17 protein-coding genes are annotated in these 22,062 nt (G+C 60.1%); 9 read left to right on the top strand and 8 right to left on the bottom strand.

The window, feature by feature from the left end:
- The first annotated feature begins 114 nt into the window (after positions 1-114).
- Positions 115-3,927, top strand: coding sequence for a TonB-dependent receptor plug domain-containing protein (locus CMV30_RS02710; protein ID WP_096054596.1), 3,813 nt, complete (start codon positions 115-117; stop codon positions 3,925-3,927).
- Positions 3,928-4,154: 227 nt separating this feature from the next.
- Positions 4,155-6,254, top strand: a complete 2,100-nt coding sequence (locus CMV30_RS02705) for a glycoside hydrolase 5 family protein (protein WP_096054595.1) — start codon at positions 4,155-4,157, stop codon at positions 6,252-6,254.
- Positions 6,255-6,391: 137 nt separating this feature from the next.
- Here CMV30_RS02705 and CMV30_RS02700 read toward each other — a convergent pair whose 3' ends face one another.
- On the bottom strand, positions 6,392-7,108 hold the full coding sequence (locus tag CMV30_RS02700; RefSeq protein WP_096054594.1) for a response regulator transcription factor: 717 nt from the start codon (positions 7,106-7,108) through the stop codon (positions 6,392-6,394).
- Positions 7,109-7,445: 337 nt separating this feature from the next.
- Between CMV30_RS02700 and CMV30_RS02695 the strand changes: the two genes are divergently transcribed.
- Positions 7,446-7,883: a hypothetical protein gene (locus tag CMV30_RS02695; RefSeq protein WP_342755722.1), complete on the top strand. Its 438-nt coding sequence runs from the start codon at positions 7,446-7,448 to the stop codon at positions 7,881-7,883.
- A 77-nt stretch (positions 7,884-7,960) separates the two neighbouring features.
- Positions 7,961-10,171, top strand: coding sequence for a glycogen debranching protein GlgX (gene glgX / locus CMV30_RS02690; protein ID WP_096054592.1), 2,211 nt, complete (start codon positions 7,961-7,963; stop codon positions 10,169-10,171).
- 24 nt (positions 10,172-10,195) lie between these two features.
- Here the strand turns inward: glgX and CMV30_RS02685 are convergent, their stop codons facing one another.
- Together CMV30_RS02685 and CMV30_RS19215 are read right to left on the bottom strand one after the other, a co-directional pair.
- A complete protein-coding gene (locus CMV30_RS02685; RefSeq protein ID WP_096054591.1) occupies positions 10,196-10,993 on the bottom strand; it encodes an SDR family oxidoreductase in 798 nt (265 codons plus the stop codon).
- 43 nt (positions 10,994-11,036) lie between these two features.
- Positions 11,037-11,405: a hypothetical protein gene (locus CMV30_RS19215; protein WP_138223079.1), complete on the bottom strand. Its 369-nt coding sequence runs from the start codon at positions 11,403-11,405 to the stop codon at positions 11,037-11,039.
- A 62-nt stretch (positions 11,406-11,467) separates the two neighbouring features.
- Here CMV30_RS19215 and CMV30_RS02675 point away from each other — a divergent pair, with 62 nt between their 5' ends.
- Positions 11,468-13,237: a 4-alpha-glucanotransferase gene (locus CMV30_RS02675; RefSeq protein WP_175414706.1), complete on the top strand. Its 1,770-nt coding sequence runs from the start codon at positions 11,468-11,470 to the stop codon at positions 13,235-13,237.
- Between the two features lie 62 nt (positions 13,238-13,299).
- Here CMV30_RS02675 and CMV30_RS02670 read toward each other — a convergent pair whose 3' ends face one another.
- Positions 13,300-13,566 (bottom strand): glutaredoxin family protein, encoded by a 267-nt coding sequence (locus CMV30_RS02670; protein ID WP_096054588.1) that lies wholly within the window; start codon positions 13,564-13,566, stop codon positions 13,300-13,302.
- Positions 13,567-13,844: 278 nt separating this feature from the next.
- Here CMV30_RS02670 and CMV30_RS02665 point away from each other — a divergent pair, with 278 nt between their 5' ends.
- Entirely contained in the window at positions 13,845-14,639 is a 795-nt protein-coding gene (locus CMV30_RS02665) for a PRC-barrel domain containing protein (protein ID WP_096054587.1), read from the top strand.
- A gap of 19 nt (positions 14,640-14,658) precedes the next feature.
- On the opposite strand, the gene CMV30_RS02660 is transcribed toward CMV30_RS02665, so the two are convergent.
- The gene (locus CMV30_RS02660; RefSeq protein WP_096054586.1) at positions 14,659-14,928 is read right to left on the bottom strand and encodes a hypothetical protein; all 270 of its coding nucleotides are present in this window, start codon (positions 14,926-14,928) and stop codon (positions 14,659-14,661) included.
- A gap of 108 nt (positions 14,929-15,036) precedes the next feature.
- Between CMV30_RS02660 and CMV30_RS02655 the strand changes: the two genes are divergently transcribed.
- Both CMV30_RS02655 and CMV30_RS02650 read left to right on the top strand, forming a co-directional pair.
- Positions 15,037-15,696, top strand: coding sequence for a hypothetical protein (locus tag CMV30_RS02655; RefSeq protein ID WP_096054585.1), 660 nt, complete (start codon positions 15,037-15,039; stop codon positions 15,694-15,696).
- Positions 15,696-16,763, top strand: a complete 1,068-nt coding sequence (locus tag CMV30_RS02650) for a glycosyltransferase family 61 protein (protein WP_096054584.1) — start codon at positions 15,696-15,698, stop codon at positions 16,761-16,763. Before CMV30_RS02655 ends, CMV30_RS02650 begins: the two co-directional genes overlap by 1 nt.
- A 4-nt stretch (positions 16,764-16,767) precedes the next feature.
- Here the strand turns inward: CMV30_RS02650 and CMV30_RS02645 are convergent, their stop codons facing one another.
- Entirely contained in the window at positions 16,768-19,611 is a 2,844-nt protein-coding gene (locus tag CMV30_RS02645; protein WP_096054583.1) for a transporter substrate-binding domain-containing protein, read from the bottom strand.
- Between the two features lie 425 nt (positions 19,612-20,036).
- Between CMV30_RS02645 and CMV30_RS02635 the strand changes: the two genes are divergently transcribed.
- Positions 20,037-20,411: a response regulator gene (locus CMV30_RS02635; protein ID WP_096054581.1), complete on the top strand. Its 375-nt coding sequence runs from the start codon at positions 20,037-20,039 to the stop codon at positions 20,409-20,411.
- Between the two features lie 8 nt (positions 20,412-20,419).
- Here the strand turns inward: CMV30_RS02635 and CMV30_RS02630 are convergent, their stop codons facing one another.
- Both CMV30_RS02630 and CMV30_RS02625 read right to left on the bottom strand, forming a co-directional pair.
- Positions 20,420-21,298 carry an archaeosortase/exosortase family protein gene (locus CMV30_RS02630; protein ID WP_096054580.1) on the bottom strand — a complete coding sequence of 293 codons (879 nt, stop codon included), beginning with the start codon at positions 21,296-21,298 and terminating at the stop codon, positions 20,420-20,422.
- Positions 21,295-22,047, bottom strand: coding sequence for an alpha/beta hydrolase (locus tag CMV30_RS02625; protein ID WP_096054579.1), 753 nt, complete (start codon positions 22,045-22,047; stop codon positions 21,295-21,297). Before CMV30_RS02625 ends, CMV30_RS02630 begins: the two co-directional genes overlap by 4 nt.
- Positions 22,048-22,062 lie beyond the last annotated feature (15 nt).

The raw sequence follows: 22,062 nt of genomic DNA, 5'->3' as shown, positions 1-22,062 counted from the left end.
ACATTGTCATGTGCCGACGTTATATTCGCCACACTGCCACGTCCTGACTCTGTCTGCGGAGTGGCATGATCCTCCCCGGGATCTGATCTCACACCCCCTAACCCAAACATCCCTATGAAACGCCCCGTCGCGCGGGCTGGCGCTTTGAGCGTCACTTCTGCGCTATGCCTTGCATTCTCGCCATACCTTGCGGCGCAGACTGCTCCGGCGGCTCCAGCCGCCTCTACCGATACCCCTGCTGTTGAAGAAGAGACGATCATCTTGTCTCCGTTCACTGTTGAAGCTGCGGAGGACAAAGACTCCTACAAAGCAAGCAGCACGCTTGCCGGTACCCGAGTGCGGACGGATCTCCGCGACATTGCATCTTCCATCAGTGTCGTTACGTCCAAGTTTCTTCAGGATACTGGAGCGACCAATCAACAAAGCCTGCTGGTCTTTACCACCAACACGGAAGTGGGCGGCATCCAAGGTAACTTCGGCGGTCTGGGCGGAGGCAACGGCCTTAAAGAAAACTCGGCTCTATTGAAACCGAATCAAAACACGCGTGTTCGCGGTTTGGACTCGGCTGACAACACCCGTGACTATTTCCAAACTGATATCCCGTGGGATTCTTACATCGTTGATCGAGTCGATATGCAGCGCGGCCCGAACTCGATTCTCTTCGGCGTGGGTAGTCCTGCTGGTATCGTGAACACGCAGACGATCACTCCCAATATGCGGAAGAACGAGGGGAAGGTCGAAAACCGTATCGGTAGTTTCGGCAGCGTCCGTTACTCTTTGGATGTCGGACATGTATTGGTGAAAGATCAGCTGGCGATCCGAGTCGCAGCGCTTGATGACGACACGAAGTACCGCCAAGATCCTGCGTACAATCACGACAGGCGCATCTTTGGCGTAGTCCGGTTCGACCCTAAGCTCTTCGGTGATTCGGCGCACACCTCCATCAAAGCCAATTTTGAAAAAGGAAAGGTGGATGCTAACCGCCCTCGCACAATGGCGCCGATCGATCAGATCACGCCGTATTTCGCGACGTCTTCTTCAAATCCATTGGATCCGACTCAGCCCGCGATCAATCGTCAGGCTTACGATGCGTGGCAGTTTCAATCAACTGCTCTAACAAATGGAGCAAACGGCAATGCGAACATGGGATGGATCGGTGGCGCTGCGGTTTGGAATCCTTGGATGAATGCGACCATGGCCCGTTTAGGCAGCGCTGATCCAGTATTCTGGTACAACGCCAACTCTGGGGCTCCGTTTTTGGTGCAACAATCCAACATGAGCACGCGCTGGGCGCTCAGCAATACCGGCAGCATTGATGGCGGTATAGATGGATTTCCCTTTGCTCATCAAGTGAGCATCAACGGATATAACACTTATACGAAAAATGCCGAAATACGGGCGAACGCCCTCGGCTTGACCAATCCGTATCCCGGTGCTCAAAAAAATTATTACAAGGATAAGAGCCTTACCGATACCTCGATCTTTGATTTCTACAACTACTTGATCGACGGTCCTAACAAGTACGAAAAAGAGGGTTGGACATCCTACAATTTGGATGTGTCACAGACTTTCTTCAATGGGCGTCTGGGCTTTCAGGCCGTTTGGGACAAGCAGTCCTACGATAGCAAGCAGGCCATGAATTTGTCCGACACGCCGTTCATCTCGATTGATAATAATCTCAATCTAATCGACGGCCCTGCAGCCTATGGGATGTCTATTCCGAATCCAAACGTAGGTCGTGCTTATGTCGGAAGTTCTGGCCACTATGGTAACAATGAGAGTTTCTCTGAGCGCGAAAATTTCCGCCTCACAGGATTCGCCGAAGTCCGCGCTTCTGATTACATGGAGAAATCCTGGCTGAGCGATCTTCTTGGCCGGCATGTCTTTAATGTCGTTGGTTCTCGTGATACCAAAAATGCTGAATCTCGCAATTTTCTGCGTTACGCTACGGATGCCAACTGGGCATTGATGAATAATGAAACCGCGAACATCTCCCAGGGCTTCCGCCAAGTTGATTGGATTTCTTACCTGAGCGATAATCTGAGCGGTCGCTCTTCAGCGGCCGGTGCGGGCATAAGCAACATCAACGCACGCCAATCGCCCAGCGGGCAGACCATCGTTAAGTACTACGATTCTCATTGGAAGCGTCCCACTAATCCAGCCGATCCAGGATATGTGAATCCAGCCACACCGTGGAGAAATCCCTTCTACACGAATTTGGCTAACCCACCTGAGTCCTATGAGTCTGAGAATCCAGCCAACTATGTCGGTTGGACCAATACTGCCGTAAATATTCTGAATGCAGACAATGGTGACATCAATCAGCTCTACACAGACGGCACCAAGCTGAAGACTGTAATCGATTCCAAAGGCTTTACGTGGCAGGGCTATCTCTGGGATGGAATGGTTGTCCCAACCTACGGCTATCGCACAGACAAAGTTAAGTCTTACAGCGCGAACGCGCCAGCCAACTCGGTTACTGGCGTGGCATCGATGAATTATGAGATCCTCACAGCCCCATCTGATGTGAGCGAAGGTACAAGCCGCAGTTGGGGTGTGGTTGTCCATACGCCCAAGTTCATCAAAAAAAACCTGCCATGGGACTCCGACATCAGTCTCACCTATAACAAATCGGAAAACTTCCGTGCCGAAAACCGCGTTGATTACCAAGGTAACCGTATTGATAATGCTCGTGGTGAAACCGAAGAGTACGGCGTCGTCTTGAGCACACTTGATAACCGTGTGTCGCTGAAGGTCGTCAAATACGAGACCACGGTTAAGGATGCCAATCTCTCGGGTGATCCCCAGGTTTCGACCTTGGGCAGCAATACCTACTGGCTCTATCTCGCAGAAGCGTGGGGTGCGGCTTCTGCCACGGCCAACATGATTGGTTTGACCGGTAACGATACCTCTGGCGGCGCATGGTATTGGGATTGGGCAAATCAACCCGTGAGCAATGGCGGCGCGAACACGGCCTATGGTGCGATGCCACGTGACCCTGCCGGTGCATCGATCGATGCTGCTGAAATCGCGGCATCACTCGCGTGGATCAATAGCATGCAGCCTCAGTCGTTCTACGATGCCTATGGTATCAATGTGAACGTCGCTAACCTAAAGTCATCAGCGGCCTCCGGTAATTGGAGCGCTCCCTATTCGAGTTACATTGGCGGTGGCTGGAGCCCTTCCAGCGGTCCAGGCGGCGTTCAAGCAGCGGGTGCAGGTAAGATCCGCGGCATGTATCCCGTCGGCACCATCGACAACGTTTCCGAGGGCTATGAACTCGAACTCACCGCTCGTCCCACCAACAACTGGAACGTGACCTTCAATGCATCGAAGACGACGGCCAGCCGTACGAATCTGAGCAAAGCCTTGTCGACATTCATCGAAAGCACGCATCAGCGCCTGGCTGGTCCTGCGGGCGATCTCCGCACGTGGTGGGCCGGTGACACCACCGGAACATTCCGGAATAACTACAATAACAACGTCTATGCTGCTTACATCTTCCAGCTTGAGCAGGATGGTCAGTCCGCATCTGAAGTTCGTCCATGGGCATTCAATGTGGTCACGAATTACAACTTCAGCCGCAGCTTCCTGAAGGGCGTGAATGTCGGTGGTGGTTATCGCTGGCAGGATGGTGCCATCCTTGGCTACCGCCTGACCAAGGCTCCTACGCCAACCGATCCCAACAACGTTAAACTAGATGTGAACCAGCCGATCTACGGAGACTCTGAAGCGCACGCCGATCTTTGGATTGGTTACGAGCGTCAGCTCAGCCCTAAGATCAAATGGCGCATCCAGGGTAACATTCGGAATGTTGGCGAAGATGTGGGACTGACCCCGATCAGTGTTCAGCCTGACGGTTCCCCGGCAGCTCAACGCATTCAGGAAGGTATGACTTGGCAGATCACCAATACGTTCTCCTTCTGATCGTTTGCTTAAATTACCAACGCGGCGCGCTTCCCTCCTCGTTTGAGCGCGTCGCGGGGGTGTTATCGGTAGATCGCAGGCAGTCCGCGGGTACGGACGCTTGCATGAAGACAAGGCGACTGAGGGGTCGCCTTGTCTTTTTTTTGCCCACATGGCGCGTGCGTTCTCATCGTCGGACTGCGTCGCTACCCGGCCTATACTTGAACTTCTAATGGATTAACCGAGTCATGTCCTCCGTGCCGCGCCGCCTGTCTTTCGTCCTGCTGATCCTCACTGCCGCTCTCGCCGGGCTCGCTTCACGTTCGCTGGCGGCCGCCGCGCCGGTGACCTTTCAATTCACGCTGCCGGAGGATGCGCGTAATCCCTTCAGCCGCGATCTCTGGGCCGAGGTGATCACGCCGTCGAGCCGCACGCTTCTGTTGCCCGTTTATTTCGCGGGCGATGCAACATTTGCGGTGCGTGTACGTGCGGAGGAAAGAGGTGCATACGCTCTTGGGAAAGTGACTGAGCGGATCGAGGGGAATGTCCAAGAGCTGCGGACTAATGCGTTCGGCTACGCGAGGCAGGAGGTGAAAGATGTTCAGATGCGGGCCTCGGTGAGGATCGATCCTTCCGACAAGCAGCACTTTATCTTGTCCGATGGACGTGAATACGCGCCGGTCGGTGCCAATCTCGCCTGGGCACCGGGCGGGCAGCTGGATTTTTATCGGAAGGCGTTCGCTGATTTTCAAAAGCACGGCCTCAACTGGACGCGGGTGTGGATGTGTCATTGGGGCGGTCTTAATCTCGACTGGCTTTCGGATAATGCGGGCAAGTCGCCGCCTCCCGGCATTCTCGATCTGCGCGTGGCGGCGGAGTGGGACCGGCTGCTCGAGCACGCGGAAGAGCGCGGCGTGTACGTGCAGCTCGTGCTCCAGCACCACGGCCAGTACACGACGGGCGCGAATCCCAACTGGGCGCAGAATCCGTGGAATGCCGCCAATGGCGGTTTCCTGAAAACGCCCGGCGAGTTTTTCACGTCGCCAGTCGCGCGCGGGATCACGCAGCTCAAGTACCGCTACATCGTCGCCCGCTGGGGCTACTCACCGGCGATTCTGGCGTGGGAACTTTTTAATGAAGTTCACTGGGTTGACGCGCTGTCCAAAGACAACGACGTCGCGGCTGTCGCCGCGTGGCACTCCGAGATGGCGACGTACATCCGCTCTCTCGATGTCTATGGGCACTTGATCACGACGAGCACGGAGGAGCTGCACAGCCCGATCTATGCGGCGATGGATTATTACCAGCCGCACCTCTATGCGCCCGACATGATTGCGTCGCCGCAGCGTTTCGATGTGAAGCCCGCTCAACTGGACCGGCCGGTGTTTTATGGGGAGGTGGGCGAGGATCACATGCGTGTGTCTGAACGCGTGAAAAAATCCGGGCTGCTCATCGTGCCGCCGGTCTGGGCGGGGCTGATGGGCGATGCGCGCTACGCGGCGCAGCCGTGGCTGGGCGCCGAGTTGATCGCGGCGAAACGCCTCGGCGAACTCGGGGCGGTTGCGCGGTTTGTCGCCGCGATAAATGCGAAGCCGCGCGGCCCGCTCGTGAGTTTTTCACCGAGGATCGAGAGTGCGCGTCGGCAGCCGCTCGTACTCACGCCGGGGCAGCACTGGCAGCGTCGCCCGGCGGCGGTGATCAACATTCCGACGGATGGTCGCTACACTTCGGATGTCGCGGAACTGCCACATTTCATCGTCGGTGCCCCGGACAGTGTCGCGGATGGGTTTCCGCCGAAGGTGACGTTTCGGATCGAAGTGCCGCGCGATATCACTGCCCGGCTCGTGTTGGCCGATGGCGGCGTGAAGGGCGCGGCGGCGCGGGTGAGCGTCGATGGCTTGATCGTCGCGGAGCAACGTTGGGAAACGCTCGCGCTTCCGCCCGGGGAAAAAGCGGCGAAGCGTCCGCGAGAAATCGCTTTGCCGATCACCGCTGGCAAGCGCGAGATCGTCATCGAAAATACCGGCGGTCTCGACTGGGTGGAGTTTGGATCACTCGATTTCGGCCTAACCGTACCGCTGGTCTCGGCAGTGGGAAAACGCACGGATGATTTCGCCGCGCTCTGGCTTTGGAGACACGACGGAGTCTTTGCGGAGAAGACTCCCGCGCCGGTGAAGGATGCCACGCTGATTCTTGACGACGTGGCCGCCGGGACTTGGCGAATCACGTGGTGGGATTCGCTCAAGGGGATTCCTGCCGCGCCGCAGACGATCTCGCATCCGGGCGGTGTGTTGCGCCTGACCGTGCCGCCGATCTCGCGGCACTTGGCGCTCATGCTAGAGCGCTGAGCTCATCCGCGCTCGAGTTATGCACGAGGTTCGCGAGCTTCTGGCATTTTTCCAGTCGGTGAACGGACGTCTGTCGCACATGTCGGGGCAGCATCATTATTTTTCTCAAGGGCCGCTCGCGTTGTCGGGTCTGTGCTTCAGACTAGGCATTCGCTTTTCACCCATTGAATGGCGTGGCGAACGAGGTCGGCGCCTTTGGCAAGGCGCAGTTTGATTTTCAGATGCTCGCGGTACGAATCGATGGTCTTCACGCTCAGGTTGAGTTTCGCGGCGATCTGCCGGGTGCTGTAGCCGTTGCCGATGTGGCCGAGGACTTCGATTTCCCGGTCACTCAGGCTGTCGATGGAGAAAGTCAGCTCGTCGCTCTTGTTGCTCACGAAACGGTGAAGCATGCGCTCTTTCATTTTTTCGCTGAGGTAGAGATCGCCTTCGAGCACGCGACGGACGGCGGTGATGAGCGTTTCGTGTGCTTGATCTTTCATGACGTAACCGCGGGCGCCGGCGCGAAGGGCGCGTTCGGCGTAGAGGTTTTCGTCATGCATCGAGAGCACGAGCACCTTCAGATCGGGAGCGAGGGAGTGGAGATTTTTGATGAGCTCGATGCCGCTGGTGGTCTTGAGGGAGATGTCGATGATCGCGAGTTCGGGGCTGAGCTTGGGGATCAGTTCGATGGCTTTGGGGGCGGACTCGGATTCTCCGCAGACTACGTAGCCGCCTTGTTGAGTGAGCAGCGCGGAAATCCCGGCGCGGGTGACGGGATGATCGTCCACGATAAAAATCCGGCGGGCGTTGGCTGCCTGCCGCGTGTTGGAAGGCGATGAGAGAAAGGGCGAAGCGGTTTCGAGAGATTTCATGAGAGAAGGGTGAAGCGTTTAGGAGGTGATGATGTATCCCTTCGCAGACTGGATGCCGTGAACGGTGCATTATGCGTAACTCGTTGGTGGATAATTTATTTCAAGGGATGGGGCCGGTTGATGGGATTCAGGGTCAGCGCAAATTGCGCCGGTGCTTGGTGGGAGTGATGGCAATATGCACTCAATATGAGCGCAGAGTTTTACCGGTTGCCCCCCAAGGTCTGGGCCTGATGGGCGTGTCGGCAGATGTGCGGTAAGTTTGGGCGTGCCGCGTTTTCCGTTTTTCAAACCACTGGTGTCTTCGCTGCGCGCAGTCGATGGGAAGGTCATCGACTGGATGCGGCGTCACGGCGTGCCGATGCTTCAGATAGCGCTAGCGGTGATCTTTGTCTGGTTCGGTGCGCTCAAAACGTTTGGGGCGAGCCCGGCTGACGATATTGTACGCCGAACGGTGTATTGGTTTTCGCCCGACGTGTTTGTGCCGCTGCTGGGTATTTGGGAGATGGTGATTGGCGTGTGCCTGCTTTTCCGACCGCTGTTGCGGGTGGGATTGCTGCTCTTATTTTTGCAGCTCCCCGGGACGTTTCTGCCGTTGATCGTGCTCCCCAAAGTATGTTTCACGCAGTTTCCTTTCGGTCTGACGATGGAGGGGCAGTACATCGTGAAAAACCTTCTGATCATTGGTGCCGCGCTGGTCGTGGGAGGCTCGATGCATGCGTTGAAAATGCGGCCCGAGCCGACCGTTTCTGGCAGGCCGCCTAGGGGCGGCGCCTGATGTTAACGTCGCGCATCCGCCGGGTGGCGGGGCGAAACGATTGCCGTTAAAGTGAGGCGTTAGTCTCTGCTTCACTTATGCAAATTTCGAAAATCTGGAAGGGGCACTCTTATCCGCTCGGCGCCACCTGGCGTGGAGATGGCGTTAACTTCGCGTTGTTTTCGGAGAATGCGACGGGCGTGGAGCTTTGCCTGTACGATGCGGATAATCCGTCCCTGGAAGTTACTCGCGTGCGGCTTACCGAGCGGACCGATTGCGTGTGGCATGTATTTCTACCCGAGGTGCGACCGGGACAGCTTTATGGCTATCGCGTCGAAGGACCGTATGAGCCGGGCAAGGGGCATCGGTTTAATCCTGCGAAGCTACTGCTCGATCCCTACGCGAAGGCGATCTCAGGGAAAGTGGAGTGGCGGGATGAAATTTTTGGCTACGTCATCGGCCATGCGGAGAAGGATCTGTCGAAGGATGATCGCGACACGGGCGCGCTGATGCCGAAGTCGGTCGTGATCGACACGGCGTTTACGTGGGATGACGACCACCGCCCGAGGCGGCCGCTTCACGAGACGGTGATTTATGAAGTACACGTGAAAGGGTTTTCCCAATTATGGGAGGAAGTCCCGGAGCAGTTGCGCGGTACGTACGCGGGCCTGGGGTGTCCGCAGGCGATCAGCTATTTCAAGAGGCTCGGCGTGACCGCGATCGAGGTGCTGCCGGTGCATCATCACATCACGAGCAAGCATCTCATCGACAAGGGACTCGTCGATTACTGGGGCTACAACACGATCGGCTTCTTCGCTCCGGAATCCAAATACAGCAGCAGCGGCGATCTCGGCGGGCAGGTGGCGGAGTTTAAGACGATGGTGAAAAGCCTGCACAAGGCGGGCTTCGAGGTGATTCTGGACGTCGTCTATAACCACACTGTCGAGGGCAATCATCTCGGGCCGACGCTCTCATTTCGCGGGATCGATAATGCTGCGTACTACCGCCTCGTTCATGACGACAAGCGGTACTACATGGATTACACGGGCACGGGAAACACGCTGAACATCCCGCACCCGCGCATGCTCCAGCTGCTCATGGACAGTCTGCGCTACTGGGTCACCGAGATGCATGTGGATGGGTTTCGTTTCGATCTGGCGGCTACACTCGCGCGTGAACTTCACGAAGTGAGCAAGCTGTCGTCGTTCTTCGACGTGATTCATCAAGACCCGATCATCTCTCAAGTGAAGCTGATCGCCGAACCGTGGGACGTCGGCGAGGGCGGTTATCAGGTGGGGAATTTCCCCGCGCTCTGGGCCGAGTGGAATGGGCGCTACCGGGATACGCTGCGCGGTTACTGGAAGGGCGATAGCGGATTAACGCGCGATTTCGCTTACCGGCTTTGCGGCAGTTCCGATCTTTACGAGAGCAGCAGCAAAACGCCTTCGGCCAGCATCAACTTCGTCACCTCGCACGACGGTTACTCGCTGCGTGATCTCGTTTCGTTCAGCGAAAAACACAATCAAGCCAACGGCGAAGACAACAAGGACGGGGACAACAACAACCATGCCTGGAACTGGGGGCATGAAGGCCTCGATGCACCGGAGGACATTTTGAAAGTCCGCCGCCGGCTCCAGCGCAACTTCCTCGCGACGCTGTTTCTTTCTCAGGGCGTGCCTATGCTGCGTGGAGGAGATGAATACGGGGCCACGCAGCAGGGAAACAACAACGCCTACTGCCAGGACAACGAGATCAGCTGGCTCGACTGGAAGCGCGACGAGCACGCGAAAAAGCTGTTCAACTACACGAGCACGTTGATCCAGCTGCGGCATGAGCACCCGATCTTTCGCCAGCCGAGCTTTTTCCAAGGACGCGATCTGCGGGGAGAGGGCGTGAAAGACATCACCTGGGTGAATGCCGCGGGCGTGGAGATGGACGATGCTTCGTGGGCAGCGGAGTTCGCGAAAGTTCTTGGCGTGATGCTCAATGGCGACTCGCTCGTGGTGCGGGATTTTTTCGGCAATCCGATCAAGGACGATACCTTCCTGATGTTCTTCAACGCGCACCATGAGGACTTCGCGATCTGTCTTCCGGGAAAGCCGGGCGTCGAGTGGCGGCTTCTTCTGAACACTGCGGATGAGGCGGGATTCTTGCAGGAGCCGACCTCATGCAAGGCGGGCCAGGAATTCACGATGATGGCGCGGTCGCTTTGTCTATTTGAACAGTCGGCCGGTTCAGACGATGAAGCGCGACAGGTGGTTTCCCGCTCGGAGAACGAAAAGAAGACTGGTCCGCGAAAGCAGCGGTAGACGGCGGAAAGCCCCCGGACTGAATCAGCCCATCAGGAGAGATTCTCCGCCATCGATGAAGACTTCAGTGCCGGTGATGTGACTGGACGCGTCGGAAGCGAGAAACCAGATGAGCTGGGCGACCTGGCCTGCGGTTCCCGGCTGGCCCTCGGTCAGCGGAACGGTGCCTTTGGGGTATGAGGCGTCGATTTTGATGTGATCGAGATCCTTGTGCGTCACACTGTCGTCGATACGCGTGGAGATGGAGCCGGGGCAGATGACGTTTACACGGATGCGGTGCTGGGCGAGCTCGATAGCGGCTTTTTTGGCGAAGGCGGCCTGGCCGGCTTTGGAAACAGCGTAAGCGGCGGTGCCGGGATTGCTGAAGATACGGGTGCCGTTGACCGAAGAGACGATGATGACGGAGCCGCCGCTGACTTTGAGGAGCGGGAGAGAAGGCTTTAACGTGACGAAGGTGCCGGTTAAATTAACGGTCATGGTCTTGGTCCATTCCTCGACGGATATTTCGTCGATAGGAGCCCAGAGACCGTTGATGCCGGCGTTGGCGACGACGATATCGAGCTTCTGCCAAGTGGAGTGAATGGCGGCAACGGCGGCATCGATTTCGGAGGGCTTGGAAACATCGCCGATTACCGGAAGCACTTCACCGCCGCCGTGGCGGATTTCGGCGCAAATGCTATCGGAGTCTTCACGGTTTCGGGTGAGCGGTGCCACGCGCGCTCCGGCGAAGGCGAGGAGTTTTGCCGTGGCGCGGCCAATGCCGGAACCCGCTCCGGTGACGAAGGCCACTTTTCCGACGAGAGTGTCTTTGTAGATTTGCATGGGATTCAGTGCTGCCGTGATGATGACGTTGTGTGGACTGTGGTCAGGGTTTCAGCGGGCTGACTTCTTCGGGAGTTTGCGGAGGGTTTTTCGCAACCTTGATAACCAAGGCTGCTCCGAGCGCGAAGAAGACGAGGACGGCCAAGATGATCGTCATATTCACGCGGGTCGTTTTCTTTTTCACGTCCACGCCCGCGTGAATGTCGGTGCTTTTTTCGGGAGTCAGGGAGTGTGCCATGCCGTGACGGTTTGCTTGCGGCGGGCCAAGTGACGCGCGGTGCAGAGTTGCACGGGGGAAATCAGCGGATGGCGCGTGACGATCAGTGAGGTCCGGAGGCAAAGTGCATTTCGCTGAGGCAAACAGTCTGGCAAAACGCGGTTCTTTTCCGGCTGGGCAAGTGAAGGCGTTCACTCGTGAGAGTGAATGCGCGGGCAGCCTGCGTACTGGCATTCCCGATGCGAAGGCGGTCACTCATGACACGTCTCAATCCTCACAAACGGATAGCGGGTTTGCTGGTGCCGGTCTTCGCACTTCGCCACGCGAAGGACTTTGGCGTGGGTGACACGCTCGCCATGAAGGAAGCGATCCAATTTTGCGCGCAGCAGGGATTCGCGCTGCTGCAATTTTTGCCGATCCACGAAACGGTGGGAGATCACAGTCCGTACAACGCCATCAGTTCGCGTGCGCTATCGCCGGCGTTCGTGGCGTTGACCGAGCAGGATGTGCCTGGGCTGAGCGCAGAGATGATCCGGACGGCGGCTCCAGAGTCGTGGCTTGAGAAGCTGCGCGAGAGCACGGTGCGCCATAATTCCGTTTTCCCTCTGAAAATCCATATCCTGCTCGCGGCGCATCATGTGTTTCGGGCAGGCGAGGCATCGGACGAGGAGCTGGCGGAGTACAGCCAGTTTCAGAGGGACAACGCATCTTGGTTACCGGCTTACTCGTTGTTTCGTGTTTTGATTCGTGAATACGAGGGTAACCCGAACTGGACCGAGTGGCGTCCGGAGCATCAATCGTTGAGCGGTGCGAATGCCTGGCTGGCGCGGCATCCGGATCGTGCGCGGATCGATCATGCGCGGGAGGGTTTTGAATTTATCCAGTGGGTGGCTTGGCGGCAGTGGCGGGCGGTGAAGGCGTATGCGGAGGAGAATGGCGTTTTCCTCATGGGGGAAATGTCGTTTGGCGTCGGTCGTTGTAGCGTGGATGTGTGGGCGCAGCCGGAGCTTTTCGACTTGGAGTGGAACGTCGGGTCGGCGCCGATCGGGACGCAGGATGCCAACAAGGATTCCGAGCGCTGGGGGCAGAACTGGGGATTGCCCGCTTATCGTTGGGAGAATCACCGGTCATCGAACTTCGAGTGGTTGCGTGGGCGGATCGCCAGCGAGAAACAGTTTTTCCATGCGTGCCGCGTGGATCATCTGCGCGGGTATTTTCGCGCCTATATGTTTCCTTGGCCGGGCGGTGCGAAGCACGCGGAGTTTGCGAAGTACACGGAGGAGGAGGTGAAGCAACGCACGGGAGGGCGCGTGCCGCGCTACGTGCCCGGGCCGGATGGCGACGCGGCAGGTGCGAAGATGAATGAGCTGCAGGGACGGGAGATCATCTCGGTCATCCAGCGGGAGGCAGGCGACATGCACCTCGTCGCGGAAATTCTGGGTGAGCCTGCGGATTACATGAAGCGCACACTTGAAGCGCTTTCGCTGGCGAATCTGACGTTCCCGCATTTCGACCGCAGGGCTGATCGTTCGCTGCCGCCTATCGAATCGTTGCGGAAACTGAGTCTCGTGGCTTTTGCGAACCACGATCAGGCCCCACTCGCGGCGCAATACCTAGGGATGATCACGAGAGCTAAAAAAGATCCCGAGGGAAATGCGGCGGTTGATCTGAAGAACCTGCTCGAACTGGTCGGGTGGACGGAGGCAGCGCCGGATACCTTGAATGAGGCTTTGCTGGAGGCGTTGATGCGCACGCTGTTTCGCACGCCATGTCATCTTGCGGTGGTGATGAGCAGCGATCTGCTCGGCATCGCGCAACGGTTCAATCTACCCGGGAGCTATGGTGCCGATACGTGGTGCGAGCGTCTTGAGCTGCCGCTGAGTGAATATGTGCGGCATCCGGTTTACGCGAAGCGCGTACACGCGGTGGCGCGATTGATCGCTGAATGCGGGCGTGCGACCAACAGCCCTGAAACAAAACGAGACGTCATCCTCCTGACGGAAACCGCACTCGCCGGTGATCGGTGAGACAGGTTTGAAACGAATGGCGCGGGACGACGTTTGCGACCCGCGCCAGAGGCGGTGGACGATCAACTGTCTTCGAGCTTCACGTTGCGCGCTTGGAGGAAGGGGACGAGTTCCTCGATGCCGAAGTCGGCGAGGATTTTGCCGTTCCAGTCGAGCGTGGGGGCTTTGGTCTGGCCTGATTTTTTCTGCATTTCGGCAAATGCGGATTGGTCGTCAGTGACATTCACCTGGCGAAAGCCGACGCCGTGTTCGCCGAGGAATTTCACGGCATCGATGCAATAAGGGCAGCCGGTTTTCACGTACAGGATGGGAAGATCGTTGGGTTTCATGGTGTGGGATGTTGGTGATGCGAACAGATGAGTTAGCTTAGCGAAGTACTGATCAAAGCAACTGACTGCGCAGGAAGACACGCAGGTGGACGACCGGTCTCTGGCGGAAGAGGCGTTGATCAACGACTGGGGATTTTTCCGGTGAGCGCAGCCGCGCAATCTCCCAACTAATAAAGTCGCCGACGGGTTGTGAATGGGGCGGTCCCGATTTTCTTTCGAGGTAAGGAAAGCGCGTCATCTCGGCGCCTTCGTGACCAACCCTCAACCCAGGATGAATCATGTTAAGAAATGCAAAAACTCTGGAGCGTCATGAACTGCTGGCGCGCGATGGTACGATCGGACACGTCAAAGATCTCTACTTCGACGACCAGCAGTGGAACGTACGCTACTTCGTGGTGGATGCGGGCAGCTGGTTGCTCAGCCGCCAGGTGTTGATCTCGCCGCTCTCGGTGGATCTGCCGGATTGGGAAAAGAAAATCCTGCCCGTGAGTCTCACCAAGGAGCAGGTGAAAAACAGCCCCGGTATCGACACGGACAAACCGGTTTCACGTCAGCACGAAGCGACGCTGAGCGATTATTACGGCTGGCCGTATTATTGGTCTGATCCGGTTTTCACGGCGCTGGCGTTTGCCGGTCCGATGGGAGCGATGCCGAGTGCTGGCGCTGTGGCGGCGGATGCGGAGCGCGTACTCGCACTCGACCAAGCGGCGGCGGGCGTGGTGGGACATGGGGAGTACGATCCGCATCTGCGCAATGTGAACGCGCTCATCGGGCATCACATCGAGGCCCTAGATGGCGAGATCGGCCACGTGGAGGACGTGCTCATAGAAGATCGCACGTGGGAGATCCGATATCTGGTGATCAGCACCGGCAACTGGTTGCCGGGAAAAAAAGTCGTGATCGCGCCGCTGTGGATTTCGGACTTCAACCGGAATGGCTCGATGATCCATATCGATCTCAGCCGCGATGCGATCAAGGGAAGTCCGGCGTACGATCCGCAGCAGCCGGTAGACTCGGGCTACTCGGGGCGGCTGCACGATCATTACGGGCGGCCGCGCTATGACCGCTGGTAAAGCGGCGTCGCGAGCAGGTTTAGTTTGCGGGATCGCCGTTGTCTTCGGATGACGGCGATTTTTTGCCGGTGTATTTCGGTACCGGGATGTGAGCGGCCTGACGGAGGATTTCGCCCGGATTGGTGCCGAGGCGGGCAGCGATTTGCTTGAGGCGGGTGTTTTCGGTCTGGCTCAGCGGGGTGACGCGGGTGGTGCCGTCGCGATCAATCCATTGAACGCGGACGATTTTCTGGCGTGAAGTTTTCACGAGATCGCGGAGGAAGGTCAGTTCGTCTTCGGGCAGTTCCATGGTGGGGCTTCAAGTGCCGGTTCGCGGGCGCAGGGTCAAGAAGTGCGCAGTTTTTTGCCGAGAGATGGGTCTCGTCGAGCGAGCGGCGGGCAACTATCCAGTGGGGCCATGCCCCAAGATCCCCATGCCCAGTTTGACTCCACGGTCCTAGATAAAATCGAGCTAAGCCCCATCGGGGCGGTGCCGCATACGCCCGCGTATCAGGACGCGATGAAGCGCCTGTACGCTTCGCACCAGGTGTACGCCGACGCAGATCACAAGGACGGCCATGTGACGGCGCGTTCGCTGGCGAGCCGGGCGTATTTCCACGCGGATAATCTGGAGGCGGTCGCCACGGGGAAAATCGCGGACACGGCGCTGGAGGGGAACGCGGCGATCTTCGAGCGGTATCTCCAGTCGCTCAACCCGGCGCAGCGCGCGAAGGCGGAGCCGTACCGGGCGACAGTGCCCGGAAAGGCGATACATCATCGGAAGCACGCGGGAGCGGTGGCGCCGGCGATCCATGATCCGATCCACACGCTTTTCCTCGTTCCGGGCGGCGGACCGCATCCAGGGCTGCCGGGAAATTATCTTTTCGGCTTCGTTGCCGAGGTGCCGCCGAAGGCGGGGGCAGGCGGGTGGGAAATCCAACTGCACGATCACCAGGACGGCGTGGAGATTTTTGCGGCGTCCTCGTTTGCGGAGGCGTTTGAGAAGTTGCAGGACGTGCTGGCGAGCGCGCCGTTTCACCTGAGCGAGCTCGATGAGCTGGGCTTCCATAGCGGTTGATGGCCACCTTTCTGCCGCCGCCGATTTTGTGTGAACGACTGGAGACGATCGTCGGCCGGGCGGGCGGATCGCTGGCGTTTCGCGATGCGGCGGAGCGCGTCGCGTACGCGCTGCCCGCGCAAGCGGTGGCGGAGGTGCGGGAGTTTTTAAGCGCGAGAGCCGGAGTGAAAATCGAGGCGACGTTTCAGGCGGTGCTGCCCGGTGGCCGCGTGTTTGGGTCGGGGAATGTCTTGGCGCCCGACGGGCGGAGTATCGCGCGGGATGTGTCGGAAGACTTCGGGAAGGCCTTCGACGAACACTGGCTGCTGACTTATCCGCGTATCCGGCAACCGGAGGCGGTGGCGGGGACGACGGCGGTGGTGGCGACAACGCAAGGCGTGGGTTATGGGCACTGGTTGTTGGAGGAGCTGCCGCGGTTGCTGGCGGCTGATTTGAGCGGATGCGATGCGTTGCTCGCGAATGTGCGGGAGAACTTCGCGGTGGAAGCGCTGCGGCATTTTAGGTTTGGCGGAAAGGTGCTGCCGGTGAGGCGTGATCATCATCTTCAATGCGAGCGGCTGATCGTGCCGAGCCTGCCGGGGCCGGCGGGTTGGCCGACGCCGGAGGTGGTGAGACGGGTGACGGCGTTTGCGGAGACGTTACCGAAAGAGAAATCCGGGGCGGGTGGGGCTGAGCGCATATATGTCTCGCGAGAGCGGGCGAAACGGCGGCGGGTGGAAAATGAAGAGGCGTTGTGGGCGCAGGTCGAGGCGCGTGGGTTTCAGAAAGTGTTTCTCGAAGAGCTGACGTGGGCGGAGCAGATCGCGGTGTTTCGCGGGGCGCGGGAGATCGTGGCGCCGCATGGGGCGGGGCTGGCGAATCTGGTTTTTTGCGAGGAGGGGACGCGCGTGGTGGAGCTGTTCAACCGGGCGTATGTGAACCCGTGTTTCTGGCGGGTGGCGGCGTTGAAGCGGCTGGATTACCGACCGGTGGTGACGGCGGGCGAAACCGCGCTCGCGCAGGATCTGAGCGCGAACAAGTGCGACATCGAGGCGGATGTGGCGCAGGTGGGGCGGGCGCTGGCGTAGCGATTTATTGCGAGCGGGCGGTGGCGGTGACTTCGCGGAGACGGTCGAGGAGGACTTCGAGCGTGAAGGGTTTTTGCAGAATGGAAACGGGGCCGAGGCCGGCGAGGCGGTCGAGGACGTCTTTTTCGCTGAAGCCGCTCATGACAAGAACGCTCGCGGTGGGGTTGAGCGCGCGGACCTCGCGGAGAACTTCCGCGCCGTCGAGGCCGGGCATGGTCAGGTCGAGGAGCAAAGCGGCGAACCCGGCGGGCGTGGCGCGGAAGTGTTCCACCGCTTCGTGTCCGTCGGAGGCGAGGATGGTCTGGTAGCCGTGGCGGCGGAGTTGTTGATCGAAGGTTTTGAGGACGGCGGCTTCGTCGTCGGCGATGAGGATGGTGCCGCGGGAGGTGCGTGTGGGCTCAATCGGGGGCGCGCTGACGCGGGTGGCCGGGGGGATTTGCGACTGGGCTTGGGCGGCGGGCAGATAGAGGCGGAAGGTGGTGCCGTGGCCGGGCTGGCTCTCGACGGTGAGGGTGCCGCGGCAGGAGCGCATGATGCCGAGGACGGCGGCGAGGCCGAGGCCGCGGCCGGTGAATTTGGTGGTGAAAAACGGATCGAAGATGCGCTCCAGCGTGGGAATATCCATGCCCTTGCCTGTATCGGAAACTTCCAGACAGGCGCAGTCGCCGGGCGGGGTGTCGAAGGCGTGGACGATGGCGCCGGGGATGAGGGAAGGGCGGCCGCGCCAGGTGCGGAGGCGGATCTCGCCAGGGTGGTCGCCGAGGGCGTCGGAGGCGTTGATGACGAGGTTCATCAAGACCTGCTGAAGCTGGGAGTTGTCGCCCTCGACGGCGGGCAGGTCGCTGGCGAGGTGAAGGACGAGGCGGGCTTTTTTGCTGATGGAAATCTGGAGGAGCTGGGCGGTGCTTTGGAGGAGCTGGTTGAGGTCGAGTTTCTGGACGACGAAGCTGCCCTTGCCGGCGTAGGCGAGCATCTGGCGGCAGAGATCGGCGGCGCGGCGGGCGGCGTTTTCGATGTGTTCGAGCGGCTCGTGCGCGGAGGCGTGGGTGATTTCCATGCGCACGAAGCTGGCGTTGGCGAGGATGACGGTGAGGAGGTTGTTGAAGTCGTGGGCGATGCCGCCGGCGAGGACGCCGAGGCTTTCGAGCTTCTGGGTTTCGAGGATTTTGAGATGGAGATTGCGGCGTTCCTCTTCGGCGCGTTTGAGGCCGGAGATGTCCACGAGGGTGGTGACGGTCTGCGCCTCGTGCGTGACGGGATCGTAGTAGCGGTGAAGCGTGAGAAGAGCCCAGACGACGGTGCCGTTGGGGTGGACGTAGCGTTTCTCCATGGAGAAGTTGTCGATCTCGGCGCGGTCGAGGCGGGCTTGGAAAAGGCGCTGGCGCTCGCGATCATCGGGGTGGGTGGCCTCGATGTAGTTGGCGGAGACACGGGAGCGCGAGAGGGGGACGCCGGTGATGCGCTCGTGGGCGGGGTTGACGAGACGGGTCTCGGTCTGTTCGCGGCGTACCCAGGAAATACCGACAGGCACGTGCTGATAGATGAAGCGGAAGCGGGCTTCCTGGCGGACGAGTTCTTCGCGGGCGTTTTTGAGGTCGGTGATGTCGGTGCGGGTGCCGGCGACGCGGAGAGGCGTGCCTTCGGAAGAGCGGGCGACGACTTTGCCGCGTTCGAGCATCCAGCGCCATTCGCCGGATTTGGTTTTCATGCGGTACTCGATGTCGTGACGAGTGGCCCCGCCCGAGGTGAGTTGCGCGCGGTAGCGTTCGTAGATGTTGCGATCCTCCGGATGAAGCAGCGCGAGGCCGCCTTCGAGGGTGGGGTCGATGTCGGCGAGGGCGTAGCCGAGCATGGCGGCCCAGCGCTCGCTGCGCTCGACGCGGTTGGTGCGCAGATCCCAGTCCCACAGGCCGTCTTCGCTGGCTGCGAGCACGAGGGTGAGGCGTTCTTCGCTCTGGCGGAGGGCCTCGGCCTGGCGGGCGAGTTGTTTCAGGATGCGGCGCTGCCAGGCGAACGCGCCGACGCTGAGCAGTAAGAGGATGGCGGCGGGGATGAGGTAGGGGAGGATGTCGCGCGCTCGGAGGTGCGGGTGTTCGATGGGGCCGATCCATTGTTCGTACAGGCGGTCGTAGGTGCCGTTGGCGCGGATGCGGGCGAGGCCCTCGTTGAGCAAGGCGAGGCGGTCGGAGTCGCCGGCGCGCACGCCCAGGTGGAGGCGGTAAGAGAAGCCGGGGAGGACGAGGGGGCTTTGCTGGATGTTTTTGAAACCGCGTTCGCGGATGAAGTAGCTGGCGACGAGACCGGTGGCGGCGAAGGCGTCGCATTTACCGGCGTCGAGGGCTTCGAGGGCGGCGGTGAGCGAAGGGACGAAGACGAGGTTACCCGCGAGCCCGTGGGCGATGAGGTATTCGTGGGTGTAGCCGCCGGCGGGGGTGGCGATGCGGAGGGTGCGGAGCTCTTCGAGGGAGCGCGGGCTGGGGCCGCCTTTGCGCACGAAGACGTTGCCGGTGAGGGTGAGGTGGCTGGTGGAGAAATCGATGAACTGATCGCGCTCTTTGCTATAAACGAGGCTGGCGAGGGCGTCGATTTCGCCGGCTTTAAAGCGGGTGAAAATGGTTTCCCACGGGCCGACGATGGGGGTGACGGTGAGGCCGCTTTCTGCGGCGGCGGCCTGGATGAGCTCGACGGCGAAACCGGCGGGGCGGCCGTCGGTGGCGACGAAGGAGAGAGGCTCGTTGTTGATCTCGATGCCGACGCTCAGGGGCGCGGCAGAGCCCTGGCTGCTGGAGAATACCAGCAGAAGACACGCGAGCAACACGCCGGGGCGTGCGAGGGAAGCGCGGGACATGCTGGGTGGTAGATCGTCACAAGAGTGTGGGCGATTCAGCGCGATGCGCCGCAGAGTGACGGGGGCGGGGAGTGCGCTCACGCGGGGCGGGAGAGGTGCGCGGGCGGGGAGGGCGGGGACTTTTGCGGAGATCGCGGACTGGCGGGGCGGTTTACGAGGGGGATGGGCATGAGAGGAACCAATTTCCGGATACGCTGCGAGCCGGAGGAAGGGGGGAGGGCGGAGGCGGTCCGGGGCGGGGACGGAGAGGAACTAGGGGAGAAAACGGTCACGAGCGAGCGGGCATTTGCTTAACAAGCGGGCGGGGCAGGCGGGAAGGTTGGGTGAAGGAGGGAAGTGACCGGATCGTTCGACAAAGGGGCGGCTGTGCTTAGTCGTAAAAGACGGCTAAATTTTCGGGGAGGTTCTGCCGTTACTATTCTTTTATGAAACCACGTATTCTCTTGGTGGAAGACGACGAGTTCATCGGTCCGTTGGTGAGGACGGTGCTTTCGAATGCAGGTTACGAGGTGGCGATCGCCGCCCGGCTGGATGATGTGAAGACGCTCGATCCGTTCGGGTTCTCGGCGGTGATCTCAGATTTCCAGCTGCCGGGATCGAATGGCTGCGATGTGATCGACTATATGCGGGAAAAGACGCCGGGGCTGCCGGCGCTGTTGATTTCGGGCTATGGGGGGTGGGCGGCGGAGAATTGCACGAATCGCGGGATGGAAAACGTGCATCATCTGGAGAAGCCGTTTCGTGCGGATCAGCTGTTGCACGAAGTGGAGGCGCTGGTGCCGGAGACGGGGCGGGGTTGAAGGAACGATCAGGCGGCGGGGCGGGAGAGACGATGCCAGCCGGTGAGGAGCCAGACGACACCGAGGCCGGAGTAGAGGGCGATGAGGCCGGCGATCTCGTGGAGCACGTCGTAGTGCGCGGGGAAGCGGGGGGCGAGGAGGACGATGGCGGCGATGCGCAGAAAGTTGAAGACGAAGGCTACGAGCACACAGAGGGGCAAGAGTAACACGAACCAAGCCCAGGCGGCCTGGCGGTAGAGGAGGCGGATGAGGCCGAGGAGCAGGCTGGAGGTGATGAGGCCGAAGCCGTTGCACTCGGTGGCGACTAGGAAGGTCTGCTGGGGCGTGATGAGCAGGAGGCGAATGTCGGGCGTCTGCTGGATGGCGAGCTGGGAGGCGAGGCCGATGGATTTGAGGAAGCGGGCGGATTCGACGCCGGCCATCTGGCGGAGCGGCCAGTCGAGGACGGGAAAGAGCAGGACGCAGAGAATCAGAACGGCGAATACGCTGAGCAGCGGGAGCGTGCGGCGGAAGGCCTGGGCGCCGAAGAGGTAGTTGACGGCACCGCCCGCCGCGGCGATGAGGCCGGCGAGGATGAGGAGCGGGGTCTTGAGGAGAAGCGCGCCGCCGGCGAGCGCGTAGGCGGCGAGGAACCAGGCGATGACGGCGTTGGAAAATTCGAGTCGGAGGCTGAGGGTGCGGCGTTTTTCGAAAGCTATCCAGAGGCCGGCGAGGACGACGAGGATGGCGGATTGTTTGAGTTGTTCGTGGGCGAAAGTCTGCGAGGCGAGCCAGTGGACGGGCGGCCAGAAGACGATGGCGGTGAAGCCGAGGACGGCGAGGGCCAGCAGGAGATCCTGAAGGCGCGAGCGGGCGTCCGGGGCGGCAGGTGAAGCGGGCGCGCTCATGCGTGGACGCGAGGGCGGGAGCCGAAGAGGGTGACGAGGCCTGAGTGGAAGGCATCGGGCAGGACGTTGAAGTGATTACGGCGGGGGAAGCGGCGTGTGGTCAGATCAAGTTGCGAGAAGGGGCGGGCTTTGAGCTGTTGTTCGAGCAACGTGAGATCGCCGGTCATGGAGGCGGAGTCTTCTTCGCCGACGCTGAGGTAGAGGCGCGCGGGGAGTGTTGCGTTTTGAACGTGGCGTTGAGCGGCGAAAGTGAGGATGTGGCGGTCATCCCACCAGATCGACGGGGCGCTCGCGAGGTAGTGCGTGAAGAAGGGTGGATCGCGCCAGAGTGTGTAGAGAACAAGCAACGAGCCGAGCGAGTGGCCGGCGATACCGCGTTGATCGTCGCGCAGCGGATAGCGGCGGGCGAGTTCGGGCCAGAGGGTGTTAGTCAGAAAACGGGTGAAGGCTTCGGCTCCGCCGCTGGTGGGTTCGTCGCTGTGGGTGGACTGCGTGTAGTCGCGGCCGCGTTTGTTGGCGGGCTTTGAGTAGCTCGCGCCGTAGCCGACGCCGACGAGGAGCAGTGGAGCTGGGAGTTCGCCGGCTTTGCGCGCGGAGTGGTAGGCGGAGACGGCGGCGGTGAATTGGTCGTCGCCATCGAGGAATGCGATTGCGGGCCAGGGGCCGGGCTCAGTGGCGGAAGGTTCTTCGATGAAAATGGAGTAGTCCGTCAGGGTGTCGGGAGAGTGAAGGACGAAGGCGGGTTTCATCGGAGCGCGGGTAGT

Source organism: Nibricoccus aquaticus, assembly GCF_002310495.1.
GTDB classification, from domain to species: domain Bacteria; phylum Verrucomicrobiota; class Verrucomicrobiia; order Opitutales; family Opitutaceae; genus Nibricoccus; species Nibricoccus aquaticus.
This window is presented reverse-complemented; position numbering and strand designations above follow the sequence as displayed.